Source organism: Bacillus sp. MN7755 (assembly GCF_054771475.1).
Genome location: NZ_BTRL01000012.1, coordinates 385,495 through 405,295, shown reverse-complemented (window position 1 = coordinate 405,295; position 19,801 = coordinate 385,495). Strand labels below are relative to the sequence as shown.

Sequence of the window (19,801 nt, the reverse complement as noted above, 5' to 3'; positions counted from 1 at the left end):
ATATAAATGACAGGGCGAAAACTAAAGGATGATTACATAAATAAAGTGAAGGAGTACCATCCAAAACCAAACTATTTCATAAATTGTGTTAAGGCATTTCTTGTAGGCGGATTCATTTGTACTGTCGGAGAAGTATTGATGAAATTTTATATAAATTATTTTCATTTCAGTGAACAAGAGGCAGGAAATCCGACAGTTGCAACTCTTGTATTATTATCAGCGATTTTAACGGGTTGTGGTGTATATGATAAAATCGGTCAATTTGCTGGAGCAGGATCAGCCGTACCTGTTACAGGATTTGCGAATTCTATGGCGAGCGCTGCGCTAGAACATAAGAGTGAAGGAATTGTGCTTGGGGTTGCTACAAATATGTTTAAGCTTGCAGGAAGTGTTATCGTTTTTGGGGTCGTTGGTGCATACATTATTGGGTTAATAAGATATACATTTCAAATTTTGATGTCCTAAAGGAGGGGCTAGTATGAGGTTGACAGGAAAACAAACGTGGGTATTTCAAAATGATATTTATGTGAATGCAACCGGTACTGCCGTTGGTCCAAAAGAAGCTGAAGGACCTCTTGGAAAGGATTTTGATATTTCATATGATGATTTACATTGCGGAGAGGAAAACTGGGAACTTGCTGAACGAAGATTAATGTCAGATTCTATTCAACAAGTTGTACAAAAAGGAAATGTAGAAACATCACAAATTGATTTCTTTTTAGCGGGCGATTTATTAAATCAAACAGTGACAGCAAATTACGTTGCGCGTAAGTGGGGGATTCCTTTTTTAGGGATGTTTAGTGCTTGTGCGACTTCGATGGAGACTTTAGCGGTTGGATCAGCCTTTATAGATGGTGGATTTGCAAATCGTGTCTTAGCGACAGTAAGTAGTCATAATGCAACGGCTGAAAGACAGTTTCGTTATCCAACAGAGTATGGGGGACAAAAACCGGGAACCGCAAATTCCACTGTTACAGGTGCAGGATCTATATTAATTAGTAAAGAAAAAAGTGCCATTAAAATTACGGCAGCTACGATTGGAAAAGTGCAAGACTTAGGAATTGCGAATCCTTTAGATATGGGATCGGCGATGGCGCCGGCTGCTGCTCATACAATTCAACAACATTTTGAAGATTTGAAGAGAAGTGCAGCTGATTATGATTTGATTGTTACCGGTGATTTATCAGCTGTTGGGACACCAATTGCGAAACAGCTTTTACTGGAAGAAGGTTATGATATTGGGCATATATATAATGATTGCGGATTAATGATATATGATTCCGGTCAAGAAGAAGTATTTGCAGGTGGTAGTGGCTGTGCTTGTTCAGCTGTTGTCACATATGGTCATTTATTAAGTGAGATGCAAAAAGGGAATTTACAACGGATTTTTGTCGTTGCTACTGGTGCGTTATTAAGCCCGATGATGATGCAGCAGAAAGAAACAATTCCAACAATTGCACATGGTGTCGTATTTGAGAGAGTGAAGGGAGAGTGAATTGTGGATTTTATATATGCATTTCTTGTAGGAGGCGCTATTTGTGTAATTGGACAAGTATTGTTAGATTTCGCAAAGTTAACACCAGCCCATTTAATGGCTACCTTTGTAGTCGTAGGAGCAGTTTTAGATGGATTCGGGCTGTACGATAAGCTTATAAAGTTTGCTGGTGCTGGTGCGACAGTTCCTATTACAAGTTTTGGACATTCACTATTACATGGGGCAATGCATGCGGCAGAAAAACACGGATATATAGGGATTGGTATGGGTATGTTTAATTTAACGTCTGCAGGAATTTCTGCAGCGATATTATTTTCATTTTTTGTAGCACTTATATGTAAACCGAAAGGATAAATCAAATGAGACGAAGGGTTGTTTTGGTCACAGATGGAGATGAATATGCAAAGCGAACAATTGAGCTTTTAACGAAGGAATTTGGGGGAAGGTGTATTTCAGCATCACAAAGTAATCCAACCAAATTGACAGGGAAGAAAGTTGTTGAGCTTATTATGCAAACGCCATATGACCCTGTATTTGTCATGTTTGATGACAGCGGATTTATTGGAGAAGGATCTGGTGAAAAAGCTTTAAAATATGTAGCCACGCATAAACAAATTGATGTACTGGGGATTTTGGCAGTAGCGTCTAATACACATCATTGGGAATGGGCACGTGTAGATGTAAGTGTAGATCGAAATGGGAATTTAACCGAATACGGCGTTGACAAATTTGGACTTCCAGATGGTGAAGTTGGCAGAATTAGTGGAGATACAATTTATTGTTTGGATGACTTGAATGTTCCTGTCATTGTTGGTGTCGGTGACATTGGTAAGATGTGTGGAAATGATGAATGGGAGAGAGGGTCACCTATTACTAGAAAAGCGATTCAATTAATTTTGGAAAGGAGTGGTTTTTATGACGAAGCCTAAAAAGGTAGAAATCCCTATTTCATCTTTCATAAGTGATAATGAAAATTACTTAAAGCAAACAGCTGGACTGGGTATTACATACGATGTTGGTATTCGTAAATTTCAAATTTTAAATAAAGAAATTGGTGTGTTATTTGTAAACGGACTTTGTGATACAAATTATATTATCCCTATTTTAGAAGAAGCGGTGGATACGAATGAAATAAGAGATGTAGAAGAAGATACAGTGAAGCTTTTAGAGAATCGTTTAATTCATCAACAAGTAAGTAAAGTGAAAACGATGGATGAGGTAATGCTTCAAGTATTATCAGGACTCATTATTATATTTGTGGAAGGAGAAACGGAAGCTTTTGCGATAGATGTTCGTAGTTATCCAGGACGAACACCAACAGAACCAGATACAGAAAAGGTAGTACGTGGTGCAAGGGATGGATTTGTTGAAAATATCGTTGTAAATACAGCATTAATTCGTAGAAGGATACGTGACCCACGTCTTCGAAATGAAATGATTCGAGTAGGAGATCGATCACAAACGGATATTTGTATTACATATGTACAAGATGTTGCAAATCCGGATTTAGTTAAGATTATAAAACAAGAATTAAATAACATTGAAGTAGACGGGATTACGATGGCGGATAAAACGATAGAGGAATTTGTAGTTAAACAAGGCTATAATCCCTTCCCGCTTATTCGATACACAGAAAGACCAGATGTAGCGGCAAATCATCTACTAGAAGGACACGTGCTAGTACTTGTTGATACATCACCGAGTGCTATGATTACTCCAACAACATATTTTCATCATTTACAGCATGCAGAAGAGTTTAGACAAAATCCAGCTGTAGGTACATTTTTACGTTGGGTACGTTTTTTAGGTGTTATATTTTCGCTGTTCTTATTACCATTTTGGTTAGTTTTTGTATTTGATCCAACTCTTTTACCAGAAAGTCTTGCTTTCATTGGACCAAACAAGATGACGCACTTACCAATTTTATTACAAATTTTGATGGCTGAAATTGGACTTGAATTTTTAAGGATGGCTGCCATTCATACACCGACATCATTATCATCTGCAGCAGGATTAATTTCTGCCATATTAATTGGTCAAATTGCAATTGATGTAGGTTTGTTTGTACCAGAAGTAATTTTATACGTAGCAGTTTCTATGATTGGAGCATATGCAACACCGAGTTATGAACTAGGGCTTGGGAATAAAGTCGGAAAGCTATTCGTCATTATTTTGACAGGTATATTTCATGAAATGGGATTCGTAGTCGGAATGACGATATTGATTTTATTTTTAACGTCTATAAAAAGTCTGCAAACACCGTATTTATGGCCGTTTTTACCATTTGATTGGGGGGCATTAACAAAAATTCTACTCCGTCCAACGATGTCTAGTTTAAAAGTGCGCCCAAGTATTGTAAGACCTCAAAATGTAAGAAGGCAAAAATAAGCAGGATTAATCCTGCTTATTTTTTTATCGAAAATTTATTGTTTTTTAACAAAAATCAAACATTTTTTGTGTACACTTAGAGTAGATATTGTGTATGGAAGGGGAAGAGGACATGATTAAATTATTTGTAAGTGATTTAGATGACACGCTCGTTTACGATGTGAATCATATGCAAAAAGAAGATGAACGTGCACTTTGTTGGTTAGCTGAAAAAGGGACAAAGATTTGTTTTGCCTCTGGCCGCTTTACTCATCGAATTGATGAAGTCGTAAATAGGTTTGCATTCCCGTATTACACAACTAGTTTAAATGGAGCGACGATGTTACTGCCGGATGGAAAAATATTTCATGAATCAAGCTTTGAAGATGGGATTGCCCAGGAAATATATCGATATATCCATAAAAAGGGACTAGCAGATATTGTTTGTGCAAATGAGCAACGGTATACAAAAAGAAAGAATGAACATCATCATACTTTTGAAACGTATATGGGCGTACATATTGCTGAGATAGAAGCATTAGAAGAGGAATTTGGTAAGACTGTACATCCTGCGAAATTGTTTGTTTTTGGGGAAGAAGAGACGGTTGTAGCGTTAAATCAAGAGTTACGAGATACATTTCAGAGCGAAGCAGAAGTTTTTATGTCTGGTAAACGCTATGTTGACATTATGCCAAGGGGAGTAAGTAAAGGGAGTGCTTTAAGGCGACTAATGGAACATTTGCAAATTGAAGCAAATGAAGTCGCATGTATTGGAGATTCTTTCAATGATATTTCTATGTTTGAAGTAACCCCGCATTCATTTACTCTTCATCATGCTCATCCATATGTGAAGGAGAAGGCGAATCATGTTGTTCGGTCGGTAGAAGAAGCTATTATGAAATTGCCGTTACTTGTATAAAAAAAGAAGCTCGTCAGTGACGAGCTTCTTTTTTACTTGAATAACGATTTAACAAAATCAATGATACTTGAGAAGAAATCTTTTACTTTATCTAGGAAACTTTGCCCTTCTTCAGATCCTAAAAAGGCAGAAACGTGTTCTTTTGCTTTATTTAACTGACTGCCAACTTGATTCCAATCGATATTAAGATTTTTCATCTTATCAAATAACGCTACTAAGTTATCTAACTGTTCATCCGTTAATGTAATACCAAGTTGATCAGCAATTTTTTTAATTAATGAACGTAAATCTTCAGTCGTTTGTGGCTGCTCTTTTGCAATCTCTTCTTTAATTTTTGCAACAAGTTGAACTGCTTTTTCTTCACCAATTTTATCGCCGAGCTGGGCTGTTTGCACCATTTCTTCATTAGCTACTTTTTTTACTTCTTCAGGAATTGCTTTGTTCGATGTTGTTTCATAGGCCTTCATTAAACCTGTTAAAGCAGCAGTTCCTGAAACTTTAAATGGTGCGGTGATTTGAATCTCCGCATCTTTCACACCCGCTGTAATAAGTGCGTTTGTGTACATTGCATCTGTTATCGAATTAATGTTTTTTGAACGTACAATAAGACCAGATCCTGGTTTTGTGTATGTAATCATAGAAGAGGAAATTGCTCTCGTGCCAATTTGTGCTTTTGGAACAATGCCTTCTAGAAATTTATGTTCTTCCGCATTAGATACAGTAATGATCGTAGCATCTTTCGGTGCTTTCATTTCTTTTAACAGATCTTGCTTTTGCTGTTCGGATAAGTTCTCTCCTAGTGTAACAATTGATTCTCCCTCGATGATGTCTGCAAACGAAGCTGTTGGCATCATAAATACCGTTACAGCTAATAGCAGAGCTAGTAATTTCGTTTTCACGAAAAATCGCTCCCTTTCTCTTTCTAAAATTTTCGGGCAACACAGTTATTATAGTATATTTTTTTTATTTGTCACCTAGCTTTTTCCACATTTCAAAAAAGAAGTATGTAGATTGTCGGATTCTTTTTGTTTCTAGTCATGAATGTGGTAATATAGTGCTGAGATAGTTGAAAGGAGACATATACGTATGAAAACTTTAGGATACATATTAATGGAAAACGGTGAAAAAATCGACTTGGAATTTTTCCCAGAAGAAGCACCGAAAACAGTAGAAAACTTTAAAAAATTAGCAGAGCAAGGATTTTATGATGGTGTGTCATTCCACCGTGTTATTCCTGGCTTCGTAAGCCAAGGTGGAGACCCAACAGGAACAGGTGCAGGTGGCCCAGGTTACTCTATCGCATGTGAAACTGATGGAAATCCTCATAGACACCTTGTAGGATCACTTTCTATGGCTCATGCTGGCCGTAACACAGGCGGTAGCCAATTCTTTATCGTTCATGAGCCACAGCCACATTTAGATGGTGTGCATACTGTGTTCGGTAAAGCAACAAGCGGTATTGAAACAGTATTAAACATGCGTCAAGGTGATGTAATGAAAGAAGTTAAAGTTTGGGAAGAATAAGTTAATGAGAAAAGAGAGCAATTGCTCTCTTTTTTGTTTTTTTAATAGGAATGGGTATTCCGTTTACAGTACATGATACAAGTAGTATTGTAATTGTGGTGAAAATATGTCGCTTATGAGAACAAAATTTTAACAAATTACATAGAATACATTAGGTTACGTGTTTCAATAAATATTTTTTATTAAATTAATTTTGCTAGAATTCATTTGCTCTAAGGTGATGAATATTGAAGTGATAATGAGCAGTGGATGTTTCTTTTAACTTTCATATAACAGCATTTCTTCTTTTATCTACTTAGAAAAAATAGTACTGAAACATATATTTGACTTTCTTCTTTTCGCTTTGTATGATTATCAAGTTGTTTTAAGCCCTTCTCACTCTGTTGAAAATATTGTAAAATGAATGTGATATGAAAAGAGTGGTTGAGGGGATTAATAGTTTGTAACTTTTGTAAGAAGGGATAAGGGTTATGTTAATTCGTTTTAAAAAAAGTTATGAAAAGATTGCAATGGGGCTTCTTTCGTTTATGCCAACTGAAAAAGATGTGAAAACATTACAATTGACTATGAAAGAGTATGAAGCAAAAGATGATTGGCAATTGTATTTGTGGAAACAAAATGAAGATTTTGTTGGGATAATGGGGATTGTAAAAAAAGAGAATCAAGTTTTGGAAATTCAGCATTTGAGTGTGAACCCGTCTCACCGTCATATGGGTATTGGGACGAAGATGGTTCAAGAGTTAAAGAGTAAATTTCTTGAGTTTACAATTTGCGGAAATGAGCAAACAGCAAGTTTTTGCAAAAAGTGTAAAGGGCTTGAACAAAATATACATTCGTGAAAGCAGAGATAAGTAGTTTATTATCTCTGCTTTCTTTTTTGTAATTGTTCGTTTCGTTCAGCGATGACTTCTGTTCGATCACGTAATGTGTGTTTATGTATTATATATTCATTAGAAGTAGCATTTACGTCTTTCCAAGGGAGGTTTTGTTTCTGGCATAATTCTATGCAGTAATTTTCTAATGCTGTATCTGATAATGGTAAAAATAACGGTGTAAAATCTTCTTCTCTCTGTATAGATTGTAATCTATCCTCGAGTAAGAATAGAAGTTGTGTCTGATTTATTCCTAAACGTAGTAAAGGTGCACTGTTTTTTTCTAAAATCGTTATGGCGCTTTTCATCATCTTCTCTGCGCCATTCCAGTTAAAGCGTCTTTGATGGTATAAAGAAACTGCAATTTGAATAAGACCGACTAAATAATTATCACGATTTCCTCTCGGTTTTGTTTTCCAATATTCTTCCAGTATTTCGTGGCATTCAAAATAATCATAATCTCCATGAAAATGAATTAAAAATTGTATGTATTCGGTAGGATACATTTTCTTCACCCCTGTTTAACGGTTATAAATACAAGTGTATCATAGAAATATGAACAATAAACGACTAGGGAATTTTCCCTAGCCGTTTATTGTTCATATTAGCAGAAGCAAGCTGCCCCTACAATAATTAGTAAAATAAACAATACAACAAGTAATGCGAACCCACCGCTAAAACCGCAATCAACGTGACCCATAGTTTTTTGACCTCCTACATTGTTCTTACTACACTGTTATCATATGAAGTGGTGGGCATGATGGCATAGGCATCGGTCTATTTTTAATTAAATTTCTTAAAAAGGTTGGATAGAACATGAGTATGCTCTATACTTATGTTGTTATAGAAAAAATGTGGTGGGATGCTTTGTGCAGTATAATTTTAAAGTAGAGGCTTTTGAAGGGCCTTTAGATTTATTGTTACATTTAATACATCGTTATGAAATTGACATATATAATATTCCTGTAGCGGAAATTACAGAGCAATATTTATCTTATGTTCATACGATGAAAGAACTACAATTAGATGTTGCAAGTGAGTATTTAGTAATGGCTGCAACGTTATTACAAATTAAAAGTAAAATGTTGTTGCCCAAACATGAGGAAGATGTACTTGATAACGGTGATGACTTTATAGATGATCCTCGTCAAGAATTGATGGAGAGGTTAATTGAATATAAGAAATATAAGCAAGTTGCTACTGAGCTAAAAGAAAGAGAACAAGAAAGAGCACAGCTATATACACGTCCGCCAATTGATTTTACATCATTGCAACAAGAAGAGGAGACAAGCTTGCCTCTTGATGTTACGTTATATGATATGCTAGCGGCATTTCAAAAATTAATGCGCCGTAAAAAAGCAAAGACACCTGTAACAACACGTATTACTCGTCAAGAAATACCGATTGAACAGCGCATGACTGATATTTTAAAGCAGTTAGAAATACAAGGTGGTCGTCAAAGTTTTTATGATTTGTTTGTTGATGATGAACGAGAAATAATGGTTGTAACATTCTTAGCGGTACTTGAGCTTATGAAAAATCAACAAATCATAATCGAACAAGAACATAATTTTGATGAAATTTTCGTATCAAGCTCTACTAAATCTGCATAGAGTTAGTATGGAAAATGAGATAGAAATATTATACCTCATGCTAGGTTTGAATGTATCGTTTGGAACAAGAGAAAAAATATTGAACCGAACGCATTAATTGTGATTCGGTTTTTTGATGTGTATTTTTATAGAGAAAATAGGAGGAAGGAGCTCGTAAAATGGATAGAACAGAACAGAAATCAATCATTGAAGGGCTTTTATTTGTTTCTGGTGATGAAGGGATTTACCCAGAACAAATAGCGAAAGTCCTTGAAATTGAAGGAAATGAAGTAATCGATATTTTAGAAGAAATGCAAAAAGAATGTGAAGGTGCACACCGCGGTTTGCAAATTGTACAGTATGCAAAAGTATATCGTTTTGCTACAAAGAAAGAACATGCGTCGTACTATCAAAAACTAATAGATATCCCAACAGCTGCTTCACTCTCTCAGGCCGCTCTAGAAACGTTAGCGATTGTTGCATATCGTCAACCAATCACGAGAACTGAAATGGAAGAGATTAGAGGAGTAAAAACCGATAAAGCGTTACAAACGTTAGTTTCACACTTACTTATAAAAGAAATGGGAAGAGCAGAAGGGCCAGGGCGTCCTATTTTATATGGAACGACGAAAGAATTTTTGGATACGTTTGGATTGAAAACATTAGATGATTTACCTCCGCTTTCTGAAGAGAACGAACAAATGAATGAAGCGGATTTATTCTTCGGTTCTTTACAAGAGATATCGAAATAAAAGCTTAGCATTTTGCTAAGCTTTTTTTGTATATCAATTATATACCGTGCCATACTAATTGAAAAAAGGAGACGAGTTATGAGAAGTATGCGAAGTATTTTATTATTAATTTCTGTTTTGTTATGCTTTTCCTTAAATAGTGCATCGGCCAAAAGGTATATGATGTCTATTCATACCGCGTCTCCTTTACATATGCAACGGCAACATTTTGGTAAAATGAAAGTGAGTTTCTTAAAAGTTGGACAAGGTGATGCAACACTTATTACATTGCCAAATGGACAAACGATGTTAATTGATGGAGGACCTTATGAAGCTGGTGAGGTTATCATCCAAAAACTAATTGAAAAAGGAATTAATCATTTAGATGCTATCGTCAGTACTCATCCTGATATGGATCACATTGGAGGGCTCATTCCGATTGTAGAGCAAATGCCGGTATCACTTATATTAGATAGTGGAAAAACATATAGTTCTCTTACTTATCATACGTATCGAACTAATATAAAGAAAAGGGGAATCCCTTTCATTTCAGTAAAAGAGGGCCAACACATACCGCTAGATCCGCATGTTTCCATACAAGTATTAAACAACGGGAAGTCCAAAGATGAAAATAATGAATCTTCAATTGTATTAAAGATTCGGTATGGTAAGGCAGATTTTTTACTAATGGGTGATGCTGATGTGCGGACGGAAAATGAAATATTAAAGCAATTTGATGTACATGCAGATGTGTTAAAGGTGGGACATCATGGCTCATATACTTCAACAAGTGAAAGGTTTATAAAGAAGGTAGAACCACAGTTCGCGATTCTTTCATATGGGAGCAGAAATCCGTATGGACATCCGCATCAAAGTGTAGTGAGACGATTAAAACGACATGGTATAATGATGTATGGAACAAATAGACGTACAGTAGAAATGGAAACAGATGGCGAACATATTACAATAGAATCTAGCGGATTAATGCCATTACTGAAGTGATTCATACGATAGATGATATTGTTCCTTTTTGGAAAAAATGAATAACATATATTATAATTGCGAGAGACGTACTAAGCTTCCTTTTTGTTAAACAAAGAGGAAATTTCATTCGAATGTATAGACAACTACTCGTGCATATATTAAGATGGAATTAGGCGAATAAGGTAATAATAACAAGTAGGTATTTCATGGGAAAGGATCGATGAAAATGAAAACGCAAGTTGTCATCAATGCCAAAATTTATACAGGTCAAGAAGTAGTGGAAAACGGATTTATTCGTTACGCAGAAACAATTAAAGAAATTGGTTTGATGGCTCTATATGTATCACAAGAAAATGAAGCGGTTTTAGATGCGGCAGGGAAAATTGTGATTCCAGGTATGATTGATGTTCATATTCATGGTGGATACGATATTGATGCGATGGATGCAAATAGCGATGGGTTAGTAACTCTAGGTAAAGAAATGTTAAAAGAAGGAGTTACAACTTACTTCCCAACAACAATGACACAAGCTCCAGAAGCAATCGAAGCAGCACTACATGCTGCGAAGGAAGCGAAAGAAAAAGGAGCACATTTCGAATACATTCACTTAGAAGGACCGTATGTTTCAAAAAAACGTGCAGGTGCACAACCACTTGAACATATTGTTCCTGCGAATATTGAACAATTTAAACAATGGCAGGAAGCAAGCGGAAATTTAATTAAATTAGTAACATATGCACCTGAAGAAGAAGGTGCATTAGAGTTTGAGCAGTATCTTGCTGAAACTGGTGTTGTTGGCACAATGGGACATACCGATGCAATTGATGCGCAACTAAAAAATAGAAACATTACACATGCAACGCATTTATACAATCAAATGCGTGGATTACATCACCGTGAACCAGGAGTTGTGGGTCATGTGTTATTAAATCCAGATGTAATGGTTGAGGTAATTACAGATGGTATTCACATTCACCCCGATATGGTGAAATTAGCATATAAATTAAAAGGACCGAAAAAAGTAAGTGTTATTACTGACGCAATGCGTGCAAAAGGTCTTGAAAATGGATTATATGAGCTTGGCGGACAGCCAGTACATGTAAAAGATGGTAGTGCTCGATTAGAAGATGGAACATTAGCTGGTAGTATTCTAAAAATGGATCAAGCTTTCCGAAATGTAATTGAATTTACAGGTTGTTCAATCGAAGATGCAGTATTAATGACATCAGTGAACCAAGCAGAAGAGTTTGGATTAAATAATAAAGGTGCATTAGCGGTAGGAAAAGATGCAGACTTTGTTGTGATGAATGAAGATTTACATGTATATGATACGGTTCGTTTAGGAATTCATATGAAGGAAGGGAAGTAATTAAATGAATATTCTTGTTGTAAAAACTCCAGAAGAACTAGCAGAAGCAGGTTATAAATTAATTGAAGAAGTTGTAAAAACAAAAGAAAATCCAGTGTTAGGAATGGCTACAGGAAGCTCTCCATTAGGTATTTATGCAGAAATGCGAAAAAATAAACTTGATACAAGCCGTGTAACCACTGTAAACTTAGATGAGTACGTAAATTTACCACATGAAGATAAAAACAGCTATCACTATTTCATGCAAGAACAGTTGTTTGATCATCTTCCATTTAAACAAACTTATGTACCAAACGGGATGGCAAGTGATTTAGAGGAAGAGTGCAAACGTTACGAGGGCATTCTAGCTGCTAACCCAGTTGACCTACAGATTCTTGGAATCGGTGAAAACGGTCACATCGGATTTAACGAGCCAGGAACACCGTTTAATTCTCCAACAAACATTGTTGAATTAACAGAATCTACACGCCAAGCAAACCTTCGCTTCTTCGAAAAAGAAGAAGATGTGCCAACTCATGCGATTACAATGGGAATTGGAAGCATTATGAAAGCGAAACAAGTTCTACTTGTTGCTATGGGTTCTAAAAAGGCAGAAGCTCTTAAAGAATTATTGCAAGGTGAGTATAGTGAAGCGTGTCCTGCTACAGTTTTACAACGTCATCCGAATGTAACCGTAATTGCTGATCAAGAAGCTCTATCTTTATGCAGTGAGGCGATTGCTGATGAACATCGACAAGTATTCACCATTTCCGATCTATTATCAGATTCAAGAGTGGGTGAAACAGCTAATTGAGGACGGCGAATGGAAGCCGGGAGATAAAATCCCATCTGAGAATGAACTTTGCGATAAGTTCGAAGTGAGTCGTATGACAATCAGACAGGCGATTAATAATTTAGTGGAACAAGGTTATTTATATCGAAAGCGTGGAATCGGTACGTTTGTCCAACTTCCGAAAGTGGAACAAAAATTGCAAGGAATGACGGGATTCACAGAAGATATGATTTCTCGTGGGATGAACCCAAGTAGTCAATTACTTAGTTTCCGCCTAGTTCCAGCTACTGCGAAAATAGCAGACCGGTTGAGAATACAGGAGGGAGAGTCGGTTTATGAAGTGAGGCGTATTCGCTTAGCTGATGATGAACCGATTGCTTTTGAGACGACATATTTGTCGCCAGCTCTTGTAAAAGATATTAACGAAGAAATATTGCAACAATCTTTATATGAACATTTAGAGAAAAAACTGGGCTTTAAACTTGTTAGCGCTACTCAATCAATTGAAGCTTCAATTGCAACGGATAATGAAGCTGAACATCTGCATATTCCTAAAAAGGCGCCAGTGCTTGTAATGCGTCAATGGTCATATTCAGAAGGGGAAGTACCGTTAGAGTATGTGAAATGTATTTATCGCGGGGATCGTTATAAGTTTATTACAAACATCGCACGTAACAAATAATATATTTCAGTTTGTGAAGTACAGTAAATGTCAAATTGTTTAACATGTAAAGAAAAAATACGACTCATCCTTAAAAGGAGTGAGTCGTATTTTTATTATGAGCAATTACGTGGTTAACAGCATCTTTAACCGTATTTACTACATAATGAGCGTGTTCTTTTACTGCGTCATCTGCTTGCGACATAGCAAAACTGTGAGGAGTTAAAGAAAACATTGGAATATCATTATAAGAATCCCCTATGCAAGCAATTTCCTCTGGTTGTATTTGAAACTCTTTTAATAAAACAGAAATAGCAGAACCTTTACTAATATTCGGTGGCATTACATCTAAACATTGTTCTGCTGAAATGAAAGTACTAACTTTTCCGTGGAACTTTTCATCAATTTTTTTCTGAAGGAGTTGTAAGCTCTCCTTTGTTCCACCGACAGAGATTTTATTTGGAAAAATTGTATCATCTATTTTCTGTAATAAATTTGGTTCTTCAACAGAAGTCATTGTTACTTGTTGTTCCAGTTCGTGAATAAAAGGTGTTTTTTCTTCAATATAGTAATTATGTTCATCACTTACATAACGAAAATAAGGCTCTTCATTCGTCATATCTAACAATTCAGGAAGAATGCTGGAATCAAAAGTTGCAGATAAGAGTTGCTTATTTTCATCTGTATATACGAAAACACCATTAACACTAATACGATGGAAATTTGTAGTTACAGCTTTCATTAAGTCTGCGATTTCATTATCAAGTCGTCCAGAGGCGAAACAAAGAATAACATTTTGCTCAGCAAGACTGCGCAGTGCCGCAACATCCTGCTCATCAATGAGACCTCCGTGTTGCATCATTGTACCATCGATATCACTTACAAACATTTTAATCATATTGTTATCTCCTTTCTATGTACAGTTGCTCTTACATTATACGCATCATATATAAACATGTCTAAAAAATGAATTTTTATGAAATGGTAGATGTTTTACATTGACGACAAATAAGAATGTTCTGTAACATAAAAGCAGGCTATTTAAGTACGAGGGTGGTGTTATATGAGTAATTATCTAGAAATTAAAAAAGTTTTAAATAATAATGTCATCATTGCTAGCCATCCTGAACACGAGGAAGTAGTAGTGATTGGTAAAGGGATTGGATTTGGAAAGAAAGCGAAAGATGTATTGGAGCAAGAACAAATTGAAAAAATGTTTGTTTTAAAAAATGAACGTGATCGTGAACAATACAAACTGTTAGTGCCGCATGTGAGCGAAAAATTAATTGAATTAATGAATGATATTATGTTCTATATTCAAGAAAAAGCAAAATCACCATTGAATGAACATATTCATATCGCTTTAACAGATCATATTTCTTTTGCAATTAAGCGATTAAAACAAGGACTTACAATTGATAATCCTTTTTTAGTTGAAACGAAAATGCTCTATCCAGAAGAATATGAAATTGCTGAAGGTGTCGTAGATCTTTTAAATTCTCGTTTGCAAATTACATTGCCAGAGGGAGAAGTTGGTTTTATTGCACTCCATATTTACAGTTCACTTACAAATTCAGATCTATCTTCAGTTAATCAAAACTCCCGTCTCATTGCACAGCTTGTATCTTTAATTGAGACAAACTTACAAATTACATTAGACCAAGAAAGTATCCACTATTTACGCCTTATCCGTCATTTGCAATATGCTATTGAACGGGTGAAAAAAGGGGAGAAAGTAGAGGAATCGCAAAGTTTTGCTGAGTTATTAAAGGCGGAATATCCTGTCTGCTATAATTTAGCTTGGAAGCTAGTTAAGGTCATGCAAAAAGAATTACAACTTCCTGTTTATGAAGCAGAGAGCATATATTTAACGATGCACCTGCAGCGCTTAGTGAAAGCAGAGCATGTGTAAAAAGACATATATTTTTGTCTAAAATGAAAACGTTAAAAAAAATCATTGAATCGCTTACAATAGTTATGTATAATAACTATTGCAAAGTTATACAAATTTCGACAAACACATTAAGGTAAATAACGAAAACGTTTGCCTTAATTATAGTGAACTTATACGTAAACCTATTTTTGACACGTGTTACTGATTCGATCAGGCATGAGTGGAGAAAAGTAAGGAATGTAAGCTAGAGAAAGGGATATACTACCCTTTGTATAGCTATCGTTCTATCTTTTTTTCCTCATGTCTTTTTGGCGTTTGTCGGAAGGTATCAATATAGATAAGAGAGGAAGGGTTTCCATGTTTAAGAAGATCTTTGGTGTTCTTCAAAAAGTCGGAAAAGCGTTAATGCTTCCAGTTGCGATTTTACCGGCAGCAGGTATTTTACTTGGATTTGGTAATGCATTTCAAAATCCACAGTTAACAAATGTTATTCCTGCATTAAAAGCAGATTGGTTCGTAATGGTAGCAAAAATTATGGAACAATCTGGTGATATTATTTTCGCTAACCTTGCATTATTATTCGCAGTTGGGGTAGCAATTGGTTTAGCTGGTGGAGATGGAGTAGCTGGTTTAGCAGCATTCGTCGGTTACTTAATTATGAACAAAACGATGAGTGTGTTCTTAGAAGTAGATAAGCTAGTGAAAGTAACAAGTTCTGGAGCAGATCCAGTGAAAATTGGATTTACAGATCCAGCATATGCAAACGTATTAGGAATTCCAACACTACAAACTGGAGTGTTTGGTGGTATTATCGTCGGTATAGTAGCGGCATATTGCTATAATAAATACTTCAACATTGAATTACCATCATACTTAGGTTTCTTCGCAGGTAAGCGTTTCGTACCGATCGCAACTGCAACATTCTCTTTAGTAGTAGGTATTATCATGTGCTTCGTTTGGCCATACATTCAAGGTGGCTTAAATACGTTCTCACATCAAATGATTGATGCGAATAGAACATTAGCAGCATTCATATTCGGTTTAATTGAACGTTCATTAATTCCATTTGGATTACATCACATTTTCTATTCACCATTCTGGTTCGAATTTGGTCAGTATACAAATGCAGCTGGTGAATTAATCCGTGGTGACCAAAAAATCTTTATGGCACAGTTAAAAGACGGTGTAGAATTAACAGCAGGTACATTTACAACTGGTAAGTATCCGTTTATGATGTTCGGTCTTCCAGCAGCAGCTTTAGCAATGTATCATGAAGCACGTCCAGAAAATAAAAAATTAGCAGCTGGTATTTTAGGTTCTGCTGCATTAACATCTTTCTTAACAGGTATTACAGAGCCACTTGAATTTTCATTCTTATTCGTAGCACCAGTACTATTCGGAATTCACGCCGTATTCGCTGGTCTATCATTTATGACAATGCAAATTTTAGGTGTTAAAATTGGTATGACATTCTCTGGTGGTTTAATTGACTTTATGTTATTCGGTGTACTACCAGGCCGTACAGCATGGTGGTGGGTAATTATTGTTGGTCTTGTGCTAGCAGTTATTTACTACTTCGGATTCCGCTTTGCAATCCGTAAATGGGATTTAAAAACACCTGGTCGTGAAGTAGCAAATGCTAATGACGGTGCAGGTAAAGCAGAAGCTGGTGAACTTCCTCGTGAAGTATTAGTAGCACTTGGTGGTAAAGAAAACATTGCTTCTTTAGACGCTTGTATTACTCGTTTACGTGTTCAAGTTAACGAACAAAAGAATGTAAACAAAGATCGCTTAAAAGAGCTTGGAGCAGCTGGTGTACTTGAAGTTGGAAATAACATTCAAGCTATTTTTGGACCGAAATCTGACACATTAAAATCACAAATTCATGATATTATGTCAGGTCGTACACCTCATGTTGAAAAAGAAGAGCCTGTAAAAGTAGAAGAAGCTCCTCAGCAAGTTGATGCAAACGAAACAATCGTTTCACCAATTGAAGGGAAAATCTTATCGATTACAGAAGTACCTGATCAAGTATTCTCAGGAAAAATGATGGGAGACGGATTTGCAATCGAGCCAACAGAAGGAACAGTAGTTTCTCCAGTTAATGGTGAAATCGTCAACGTATTCCCTACAAAGCATGCGATTGGTATTCAATCTGAAGGCGGAAAAGAAATTTTAATCCACTTTGGTATTGATACTGTAAAATTAAATGGTGAAGGTTTTGAAGCACTTGTAGCACAAGGCGACAAAGTGAAACAAGGACAACCATTATTAAAAGTAGATCTTGCATTTGTAAAAGAAAATGCACCATCTATCATTACACCAATTGTCTTTACAAATTTACAACAAGGGCAACAAGTCGAATTGAAAAAAGATGGAAATGTTAAGAAGGGCGAAAACGCAATTATTGACATTCAGTAGGAATTTGACGCAAAATGTTTATAATTATAATAGGCGATGTGGTTGACCGAACATCGCCTATTATATACAATAGATGATGTAGTACTCACGTCTATACAACTAAAAAAATACTGTAATTTAAAGGAGATAAATTATCATGGAAAAAATCTTTAAAGTAACTAGCGACTCAGGAATTCATGCTCGTCCAGCAACTCTACTTGTAAACACTGCAAGCAAATTTGGGTCTGACATTAACTTGGAGTATAACGGAAAAAACGTTAACTTAAAATCAATCATGGGCGTTATGTCTTTAGGCATTCAACAAAACGCAGAAATTAAAATCACTGCAAATGGTGATGATGCAGCTCAAGCACTAGCAGCTATCGAAGAAACTATGAAAAACGAAGGATTAGGAGAATAATGACTCTTAACATTCAAGGGATCGCTGCATCAAGTGGGATTGCTATTGCAAAGGCTTTCAGACTTGAAAATCCTGAATTTAACATTGAAAAGAAATCAATTACAAACGAAGCTGCAGAAATTGCACGCTTAGAAGCTGCGCTTGAGAAAGCAAAAACTGAATTAGAAGCTATTAAGGATCACGCTTTTGCTGAGCTAGGTGCTGATAAAGCTGCGATCTTTGAAGCACATTTATTAGTGTTAAATGATCCAGAATTAGTAAACCCAGTAAAAGATAAAGTAAATGGCGAAAAAGTAAATGCTGAATTTGCAATGGATGAAGTTGCATCAATGTTTATTTCTATGTTTGAAAACATGGATAACGAATATATGAAAGAACGTGCTGCGGACATTCGTGACGTAACAAAGCGTGTTCTTGCACATTTACTAGGCGTTAACTTCTCAAATCCTGGTACAATTTCTGAAGAAGTAATCATCATTGCTGAAGATTTAACACCATCTGATACAGCTCAGTTAAACCGTAAGTATGCAAAAGGTTTCACTACTGATATCGGTGGACGTACATCTCACTCTGCAATTATGGCTCGCTCTATGGAAATTCCAGCTGTTGTTGGTACGAAAGTTGTTATGGAGAAAATCCAAAACGGCGATATCGTAATCATCGACGGTTTAGATGGAGAAGTAATTGTGAATCCATCAGAAGAAACTCTTCGCTCGTTTGAAGAAAAGAAAGCGAAATTTGAAGAGCAAAAAACTGAATGGGCAAAATTAAAAGACCAAGCTACTGTAACAAGTGACGGACATCACGTTGAGCTTGTTGCAAATATCGGAACACCAAATGATGTACAAGGTATTATCGATAATGGCGGAGAAGGCGTTGGTTTATACCGTACAGAATTCTTATACATGGGCCGTGACAATCTTCCAACAGAAGAAGAGCAGTTCGAAGCGTATAAAGCAGTTCTTGAAGGTGTAAAAGAAGGTCAACCTGTTGTTGTTCGTACACTTGACATCGGTGGAGATAAAGAGCTTCCATACTTACATTTACCAAAAGAAATGAACCCATTCTTAGGATACCGCGCAATTCGCTTATGTCTTGATGAGCAAGATGTGTTCCGTACACAACTTCGTGCATTACTTCGTGCTAGCGTATACGGTAACTTAAAAATTATGTTCCCAATGATTGCAACTCTTGATGAGTTCCGTCAAGCGAAAGCGATCTTATTAGAAGAGAAAGCGAAACTTGTAGAAGCGGGTACAACTGTTTCTGATTCTATTGAAGTTGGTATGATGGTTGAAATCCCAGCTTCAGCAGTATTAGCAGATCAATTCGCGAAAGAAGTTGATTTCTTCTCTATCGGAACGAATGACTTAATTCAATACACAATGGCTGCAGACCGTATGAACGAACAAGTATCATACTTATACCAACCGTATAACCCATCTATTTTACGTCTTGTAAAAATGGTTATCGATGCTGCTCATAAAGAAGGCAAATGGGCTGGTATGTGTGGTGAGATGGCGGGAGATTCACTTGCTATCCCATTATTATTAGGATTAGGTTTAGATGAGTTCAGTATGAGTGCAACATCTATTCTTCCTGCAAGAACACAACTAAGCAAGTTGTCAAAAGCAGAAATGGAAACATTAGCAGAAAAAGCATTAATGATGTCAACTGCTGAAGAAGTTGTTGAACTAGTTAAAAGCATATAATCAATAAAAAAACCTGAGTCGATTTGAAATCGGTCTCAGGTTTTTTCTATGAGAAAAGTAAATCTTATTTTCTTACTATAGAGGATAA

Annotated in this window: 22 protein-coding genes; 18 read left to right on the top strand and 4 right to left on the bottom strand. The window is 36.1% G+C overall.

Annotation, left to right across the window (positions count from 1 at the left end):
* Positions 1 to 6: 6 nt before the first annotated feature.
* From spoVAC to ACYVEC_RS14165, 6 genes are all read left to right on the top strand, one after another.
* Positions 7 to 465, top strand: a complete 459-nt coding sequence (gene spoVAC, locus ACYVEC_RS14190; RefSeq protein WP_199677478.1) for a stage V sporulation protein AC — start codon at positions 7 to 9, stop codon at positions 463 to 465.
* A gap of 13 nt (positions 466 to 478) precedes the next feature.
* Positions 479 to 1,495: a stage V sporulation protein AD gene (gene spoVAD, locus ACYVEC_RS14185; RefSeq protein WP_063223082.1), complete on the top strand. Its 1,017-nt coding sequence runs from the start codon at positions 479 to 481 to the stop codon at positions 1,493 to 1,495.
* 3 nt (positions 1,496 to 1,498) lie between these two features.
* Positions 1,499 to 1,849, top strand: a complete 351-nt coding sequence (gene spoVAE, locus ACYVEC_RS14180; protein ID WP_063223083.1) for a stage V sporulation protein AE — start codon at positions 1,499 to 1,501, stop codon at positions 1,847 to 1,849.
* Between the two features lie 5 nt (positions 1,850 to 1,854).
* The gene (gene spoVAEA, locus ACYVEC_RS14175; RefSeq protein ID WP_063223084.1) at positions 1,855 to 2,424 is read left to right on the top strand and encodes a stage V sporulation protein SpoVABEA; all 570 of its coding nucleotides are present in this window, start codon (positions 1,855 to 1,857) and stop codon (positions 2,422 to 2,424) included.
* Positions 2,411 to 3,883, top strand: a complete 1,473-nt coding sequence (gene spoVAF, locus ACYVEC_RS14170) for a spore germination protein SpoVAF (RefSeq protein ID WP_063223085.1) — start codon at positions 2,411 to 2,413, stop codon at positions 3,881 to 3,883. Before spoVAEA ends, spoVAF begins: the two co-directional genes overlap by 14 nt.
* A gap of 94 nt (positions 3,884 to 3,977) precedes the next feature.
* Complete coding sequence (locus ACYVEC_RS14165; RefSeq protein WP_199677477.1) at positions 3,978 to 4,781, top strand: Cof-type HAD-IIB family hydrolase; 804 nt, start codon at positions 3,978 to 3,980, stop codon at positions 4,779 to 4,781.
* Positions 4,782 to 4,813: 32 nt separating this feature from the next.
* On the opposite strand, the gene ACYVEC_RS14160 is transcribed toward ACYVEC_RS14165, so the two are convergent.
* The gene (locus tag ACYVEC_RS14160) at positions 4,814 to 5,680 is read right to left on the bottom strand and encodes a DUF1002 domain-containing protein (RefSeq protein WP_060632144.1); all 867 of its coding nucleotides are present in this window, start codon (positions 5,678 to 5,680) and stop codon (positions 4,814 to 4,816) included.
* A gap of 187 nt (positions 5,681 to 5,867) precedes the next feature.
* Between ACYVEC_RS14160 and ACYVEC_RS14155 the strand changes: the two genes are divergently transcribed.
* Both ACYVEC_RS14155 and ribT read left to right on the top strand, forming a co-directional pair.
* The gene (locus ACYVEC_RS14155; protein WP_060632143.1) at positions 5,868 to 6,305 is read left to right on the top strand and encodes a peptidylprolyl isomerase; all 438 of its coding nucleotides are present in this window, start codon (positions 5,868 to 5,870) and stop codon (positions 6,303 to 6,305) included.
* Between the two features lie 470 nt (positions 6,306 to 6,775).
* Complete coding sequence (gene ribT / locus ACYVEC_RS14150) at positions 6,776 to 7,144, top strand: GNAT family N-acetyltransferase RibT (protein WP_060632142.1); 369 nt, start codon at positions 6,776 to 6,778, stop codon at positions 7,142 to 7,144.
* Positions 7,145 to 7,164: 20 nt separating this feature from the next.
* Here the strand turns inward: ribT and ACYVEC_RS14145 are convergent, their stop codons facing one another.
* Together ACYVEC_RS14145 and ACYVEC_RS14140 are read right to left on the bottom strand one after the other, a co-directional pair.
* Complete coding sequence (locus tag ACYVEC_RS14145) at positions 7,165 to 7,683, bottom strand: DUF309 domain-containing protein (protein WP_063223087.1); 519 nt, start codon at positions 7,681 to 7,683, stop codon at positions 7,165 to 7,167.
* A 98-nt stretch (positions 7,684 to 7,781) separates the two neighbouring features.
* The gene (locus ACYVEC_RS14140) at positions 7,782 to 7,877 is read right to left on the bottom strand and encodes a YjcZ family sporulation protein (RefSeq protein ID WP_000510194.1); all 96 of its coding nucleotides are present in this window, start codon (positions 7,875 to 7,877) and stop codon (positions 7,782 to 7,784) included.
* 169 nt (positions 7,878 to 8,046) lie between these two features.
* Here ACYVEC_RS14140 and scpA point away from each other — a divergent pair, with 169 nt between their 5' ends.
* The 6 genes from scpA (at position 8,047) to phnF (ending at position 13,307) form a co-directional block, all read left to right on the top strand.
* The gene (scpA, locus tag ACYVEC_RS14135; protein ID WP_060632140.1) at positions 8,047 to 8,790 is read left to right on the top strand and encodes a segregation/condensation protein A; all 744 of its coding nucleotides are present in this window, start codon (positions 8,047 to 8,049) and stop codon (positions 8,788 to 8,790) included.
* A 158-nt stretch (positions 8,791 to 8,948) separates the two neighbouring features.
* Positions 8,949 to 9,521, top strand: coding sequence for a segregation/condensation protein ScpB (scpB, locus tag ACYVEC_RS14130; protein WP_000376224.1), 573 nt, complete (start codon positions 8,949 to 8,951; stop codon positions 9,519 to 9,521).
* A gap of 78 nt (positions 9,522 to 9,599) precedes the next feature.
* Positions 9,600 to 10,502: a ComEC/Rec2 family competence protein gene (locus ACYVEC_RS14125; protein ID WP_063223089.1), complete on the top strand. Its 903-nt coding sequence runs from the start codon at positions 9,600 to 9,602 to the stop codon at positions 10,500 to 10,502.
* Positions 10,503 to 10,710: 208 nt separating this feature from the next.
* Complete coding sequence (gene nagA, locus ACYVEC_RS14120; RefSeq protein WP_460507086.1) at positions 10,711 to 11,853, top strand: N-acetylglucosamine-6-phosphate deacetylase; 1,143 nt, start codon at positions 10,711 to 10,713, stop codon at positions 11,851 to 11,853.
* A gap of 4 nt (positions 11,854 to 11,857) precedes the next feature.
* Positions 11,858 to 12,646, top strand: coding sequence for a glucosamine-6-phosphate deaminase (nagB, locus tag ACYVEC_RS14115; RefSeq protein WP_063223090.1), 789 nt, complete (start codon positions 11,858 to 11,860; stop codon positions 12,644 to 12,646).
* Positions 12,576 to 13,307, top strand: coding sequence for a phosphonate metabolism transcriptional regulator PhnF (gene phnF / locus ACYVEC_RS14110; RefSeq protein WP_002194085.1), 732 nt, complete (start codon positions 12,576 to 12,578; stop codon positions 13,305 to 13,307). Before nagB ends, phnF begins: the two co-directional genes overlap by 71 nt.
* A 70-nt stretch (positions 13,308 to 13,377) precedes the next feature.
* On the opposite strand, the gene ACYVEC_RS14105 is transcribed toward phnF, so the two are convergent.
* Positions 13,378 to 14,184, bottom strand: a complete 807-nt coding sequence (locus tag ACYVEC_RS14105; RefSeq protein ID WP_063223091.1) for a Cof-type HAD-IIB family hydrolase — start codon at positions 14,182 to 14,184, stop codon at positions 13,378 to 13,380.
* A gap of 165 nt (positions 14,185 to 14,349) precedes the next feature.
* Here ACYVEC_RS14105 and glcT point away from each other — a divergent pair, with 165 nt between their 5' ends.
* The 4 genes from glcT (at position 14,350) to ptsP (ending at position 19,713) form a co-directional block, all read left to right on the top strand.
* The gene (gene glcT, locus ACYVEC_RS14100; RefSeq protein WP_060632136.1) at positions 14,350 to 15,198 is read left to right on the top strand and encodes a glucose PTS transporter transcription antiterminator GlcT; all 849 of its coding nucleotides are present in this window, start codon (positions 14,350 to 14,352) and stop codon (positions 15,196 to 15,198) included.
* A gap of 339 nt (positions 15,199 to 15,537) precedes the next feature.
* Complete coding sequence (ptsG, locus tag ACYVEC_RS14095) at positions 15,538 to 17,601, top strand: PTS glucose transporter subunit IIABC (protein ID WP_063223092.1); 2,064 nt, start codon at positions 15,538 to 15,540, stop codon at positions 17,599 to 17,601.
* A 136-nt stretch (positions 17,602 to 17,737) separates the two neighbouring features.
* Positions 17,738 to 18,001, top strand: coding sequence for a phosphocarrier protein HPr (ptsH, locus tag ACYVEC_RS14090; protein WP_000411080.1), 264 nt, complete (start codon positions 17,738 to 17,740; stop codon positions 17,999 to 18,001).
* Positions 18,001 to 19,713, top strand: a complete 1,713-nt coding sequence (ptsP, locus tag ACYVEC_RS14085) for a phosphoenolpyruvate--protein phosphotransferase (RefSeq protein WP_063223093.1) — start codon at positions 18,001 to 18,003, stop codon at positions 19,711 to 19,713. The genes ptsH and ptsP overlap by 1 nt, the downstream gene beginning before the upstream one ends.
* The last annotated feature ends 88 nt before the right edge of the window (positions 19,714 to 19,801 follow it).

Coding starts and splice junctions, on each gene's coding strand:
- spoVAC (WP_199677478.1), top strand. CDS start 7: ATGACAGGGCGAAAACTAAAGGATGATTACATAAATAAAGTGAAGGAG.
- spoVAD (WP_063223082.1), top strand. CDS start 479: ATGAGGTTGACAGGAAAACAAACGTGGGTATTTCAAAATGATATTTAT.
- spoVAEA (WP_063223084.1), top strand. CDS start 1,855: ATGAGACGAAGGGTTGTTTTGGTCACAGATGGAGATGAATATGCAAAG.
- spoVAF (WP_063223085.1), top strand. CDS start 2,411: ATGACGAAGCCTAAAAAGGTAGAAATCCCTATTTCATCTTTCATAAGT.
- ACYVEC_RS14165 (WP_199677477.1), top strand. CDS start 3,978: ATGGAAGGGGAAGAGGACATGATTAAATTATTTGTAAGTGATTTAGAT.
- ACYVEC_RS14155 (WP_060632143.1), top strand. CDS start 5,868: ATGAAAACTTTAGGATACATATTAATGGAAAACGGTGAAAAAATCGAC.
- ribT (WP_060632142.1), top strand. CDS start 6,776: ATGTTAATTCGTTTTAAAAAAAGTTATGAAAAGATTGCAATGGGGCTT.
- ACYVEC_RS14145 (WP_063223087.1), bottom strand. CDS start 7,683: ATGTATCCTACCGAATACATACAATTTTTAATTCATTTTCATGGAGAT.
- ACYVEC_RS14140 (WP_000510194.1), bottom strand. CDS start 7,877: ATGGGTCACGTTGATTGCGGTTTTAGCGGTGGGTTCGCATTACTTGTT.
- scpB (WP_000376224.1), top strand. CDS start 8,949: ATGGATAGAACAGAACAGAAATCAATCATTGAAGGGCTTTTATTTGTT.
- ACYVEC_RS14125 (WP_063223089.1), top strand. CDS start 9,600: ATGAGAAGTATGCGAAGTATTTTATTATTAATTTCTGTTTTGTTATGC.
- nagA (WP_460507086.1), top strand. CDS start 10,711: ATGAAAACGCAAGTTGTCATCAATGCCAAAATTTATACAGGTCAAGAA.
- nagB (WP_063223090.1), top strand. CDS start 11,858: ATGAATATTCTTGTTGTAAAAACTCCAGAAGAACTAGCAGAAGCAGGT.
- phnF (WP_002194085.1), top strand. CDS start 12,576: ATGAACATCGACAAGTATTCACCATTTCCGATCTATTATCAGATTCAA.
- ACYVEC_RS14105 (WP_063223091.1), bottom strand. CDS start 14,184: ATGATTAAAATGTTTGTAAGTGATATCGATGGTACAATGATGCAACAC.
- glcT (WP_060632136.1), top strand. CDS start 14,350: ATGAGTAATTATCTAGAAATTAAAAAAGTTTTAAATAATAATGTCATC.
- ptsG (WP_063223092.1), top strand. CDS start 15,538: ATGTTTAAGAAGATCTTTGGTGTTCTTCAAAAAGTCGGAAAAGCGTTA.
- ptsH (WP_000411080.1), top strand. CDS start 17,738: ATGGAAAAAATCTTTAAAGTAACTAGCGACTCAGGAATTCATGCTCGT.
- ptsP (WP_063223093.1), top strand. CDS start 18,001: ATGACTCTTAACATTCAAGGGATCGCTGCATCAAGTGGGATTGCTATT.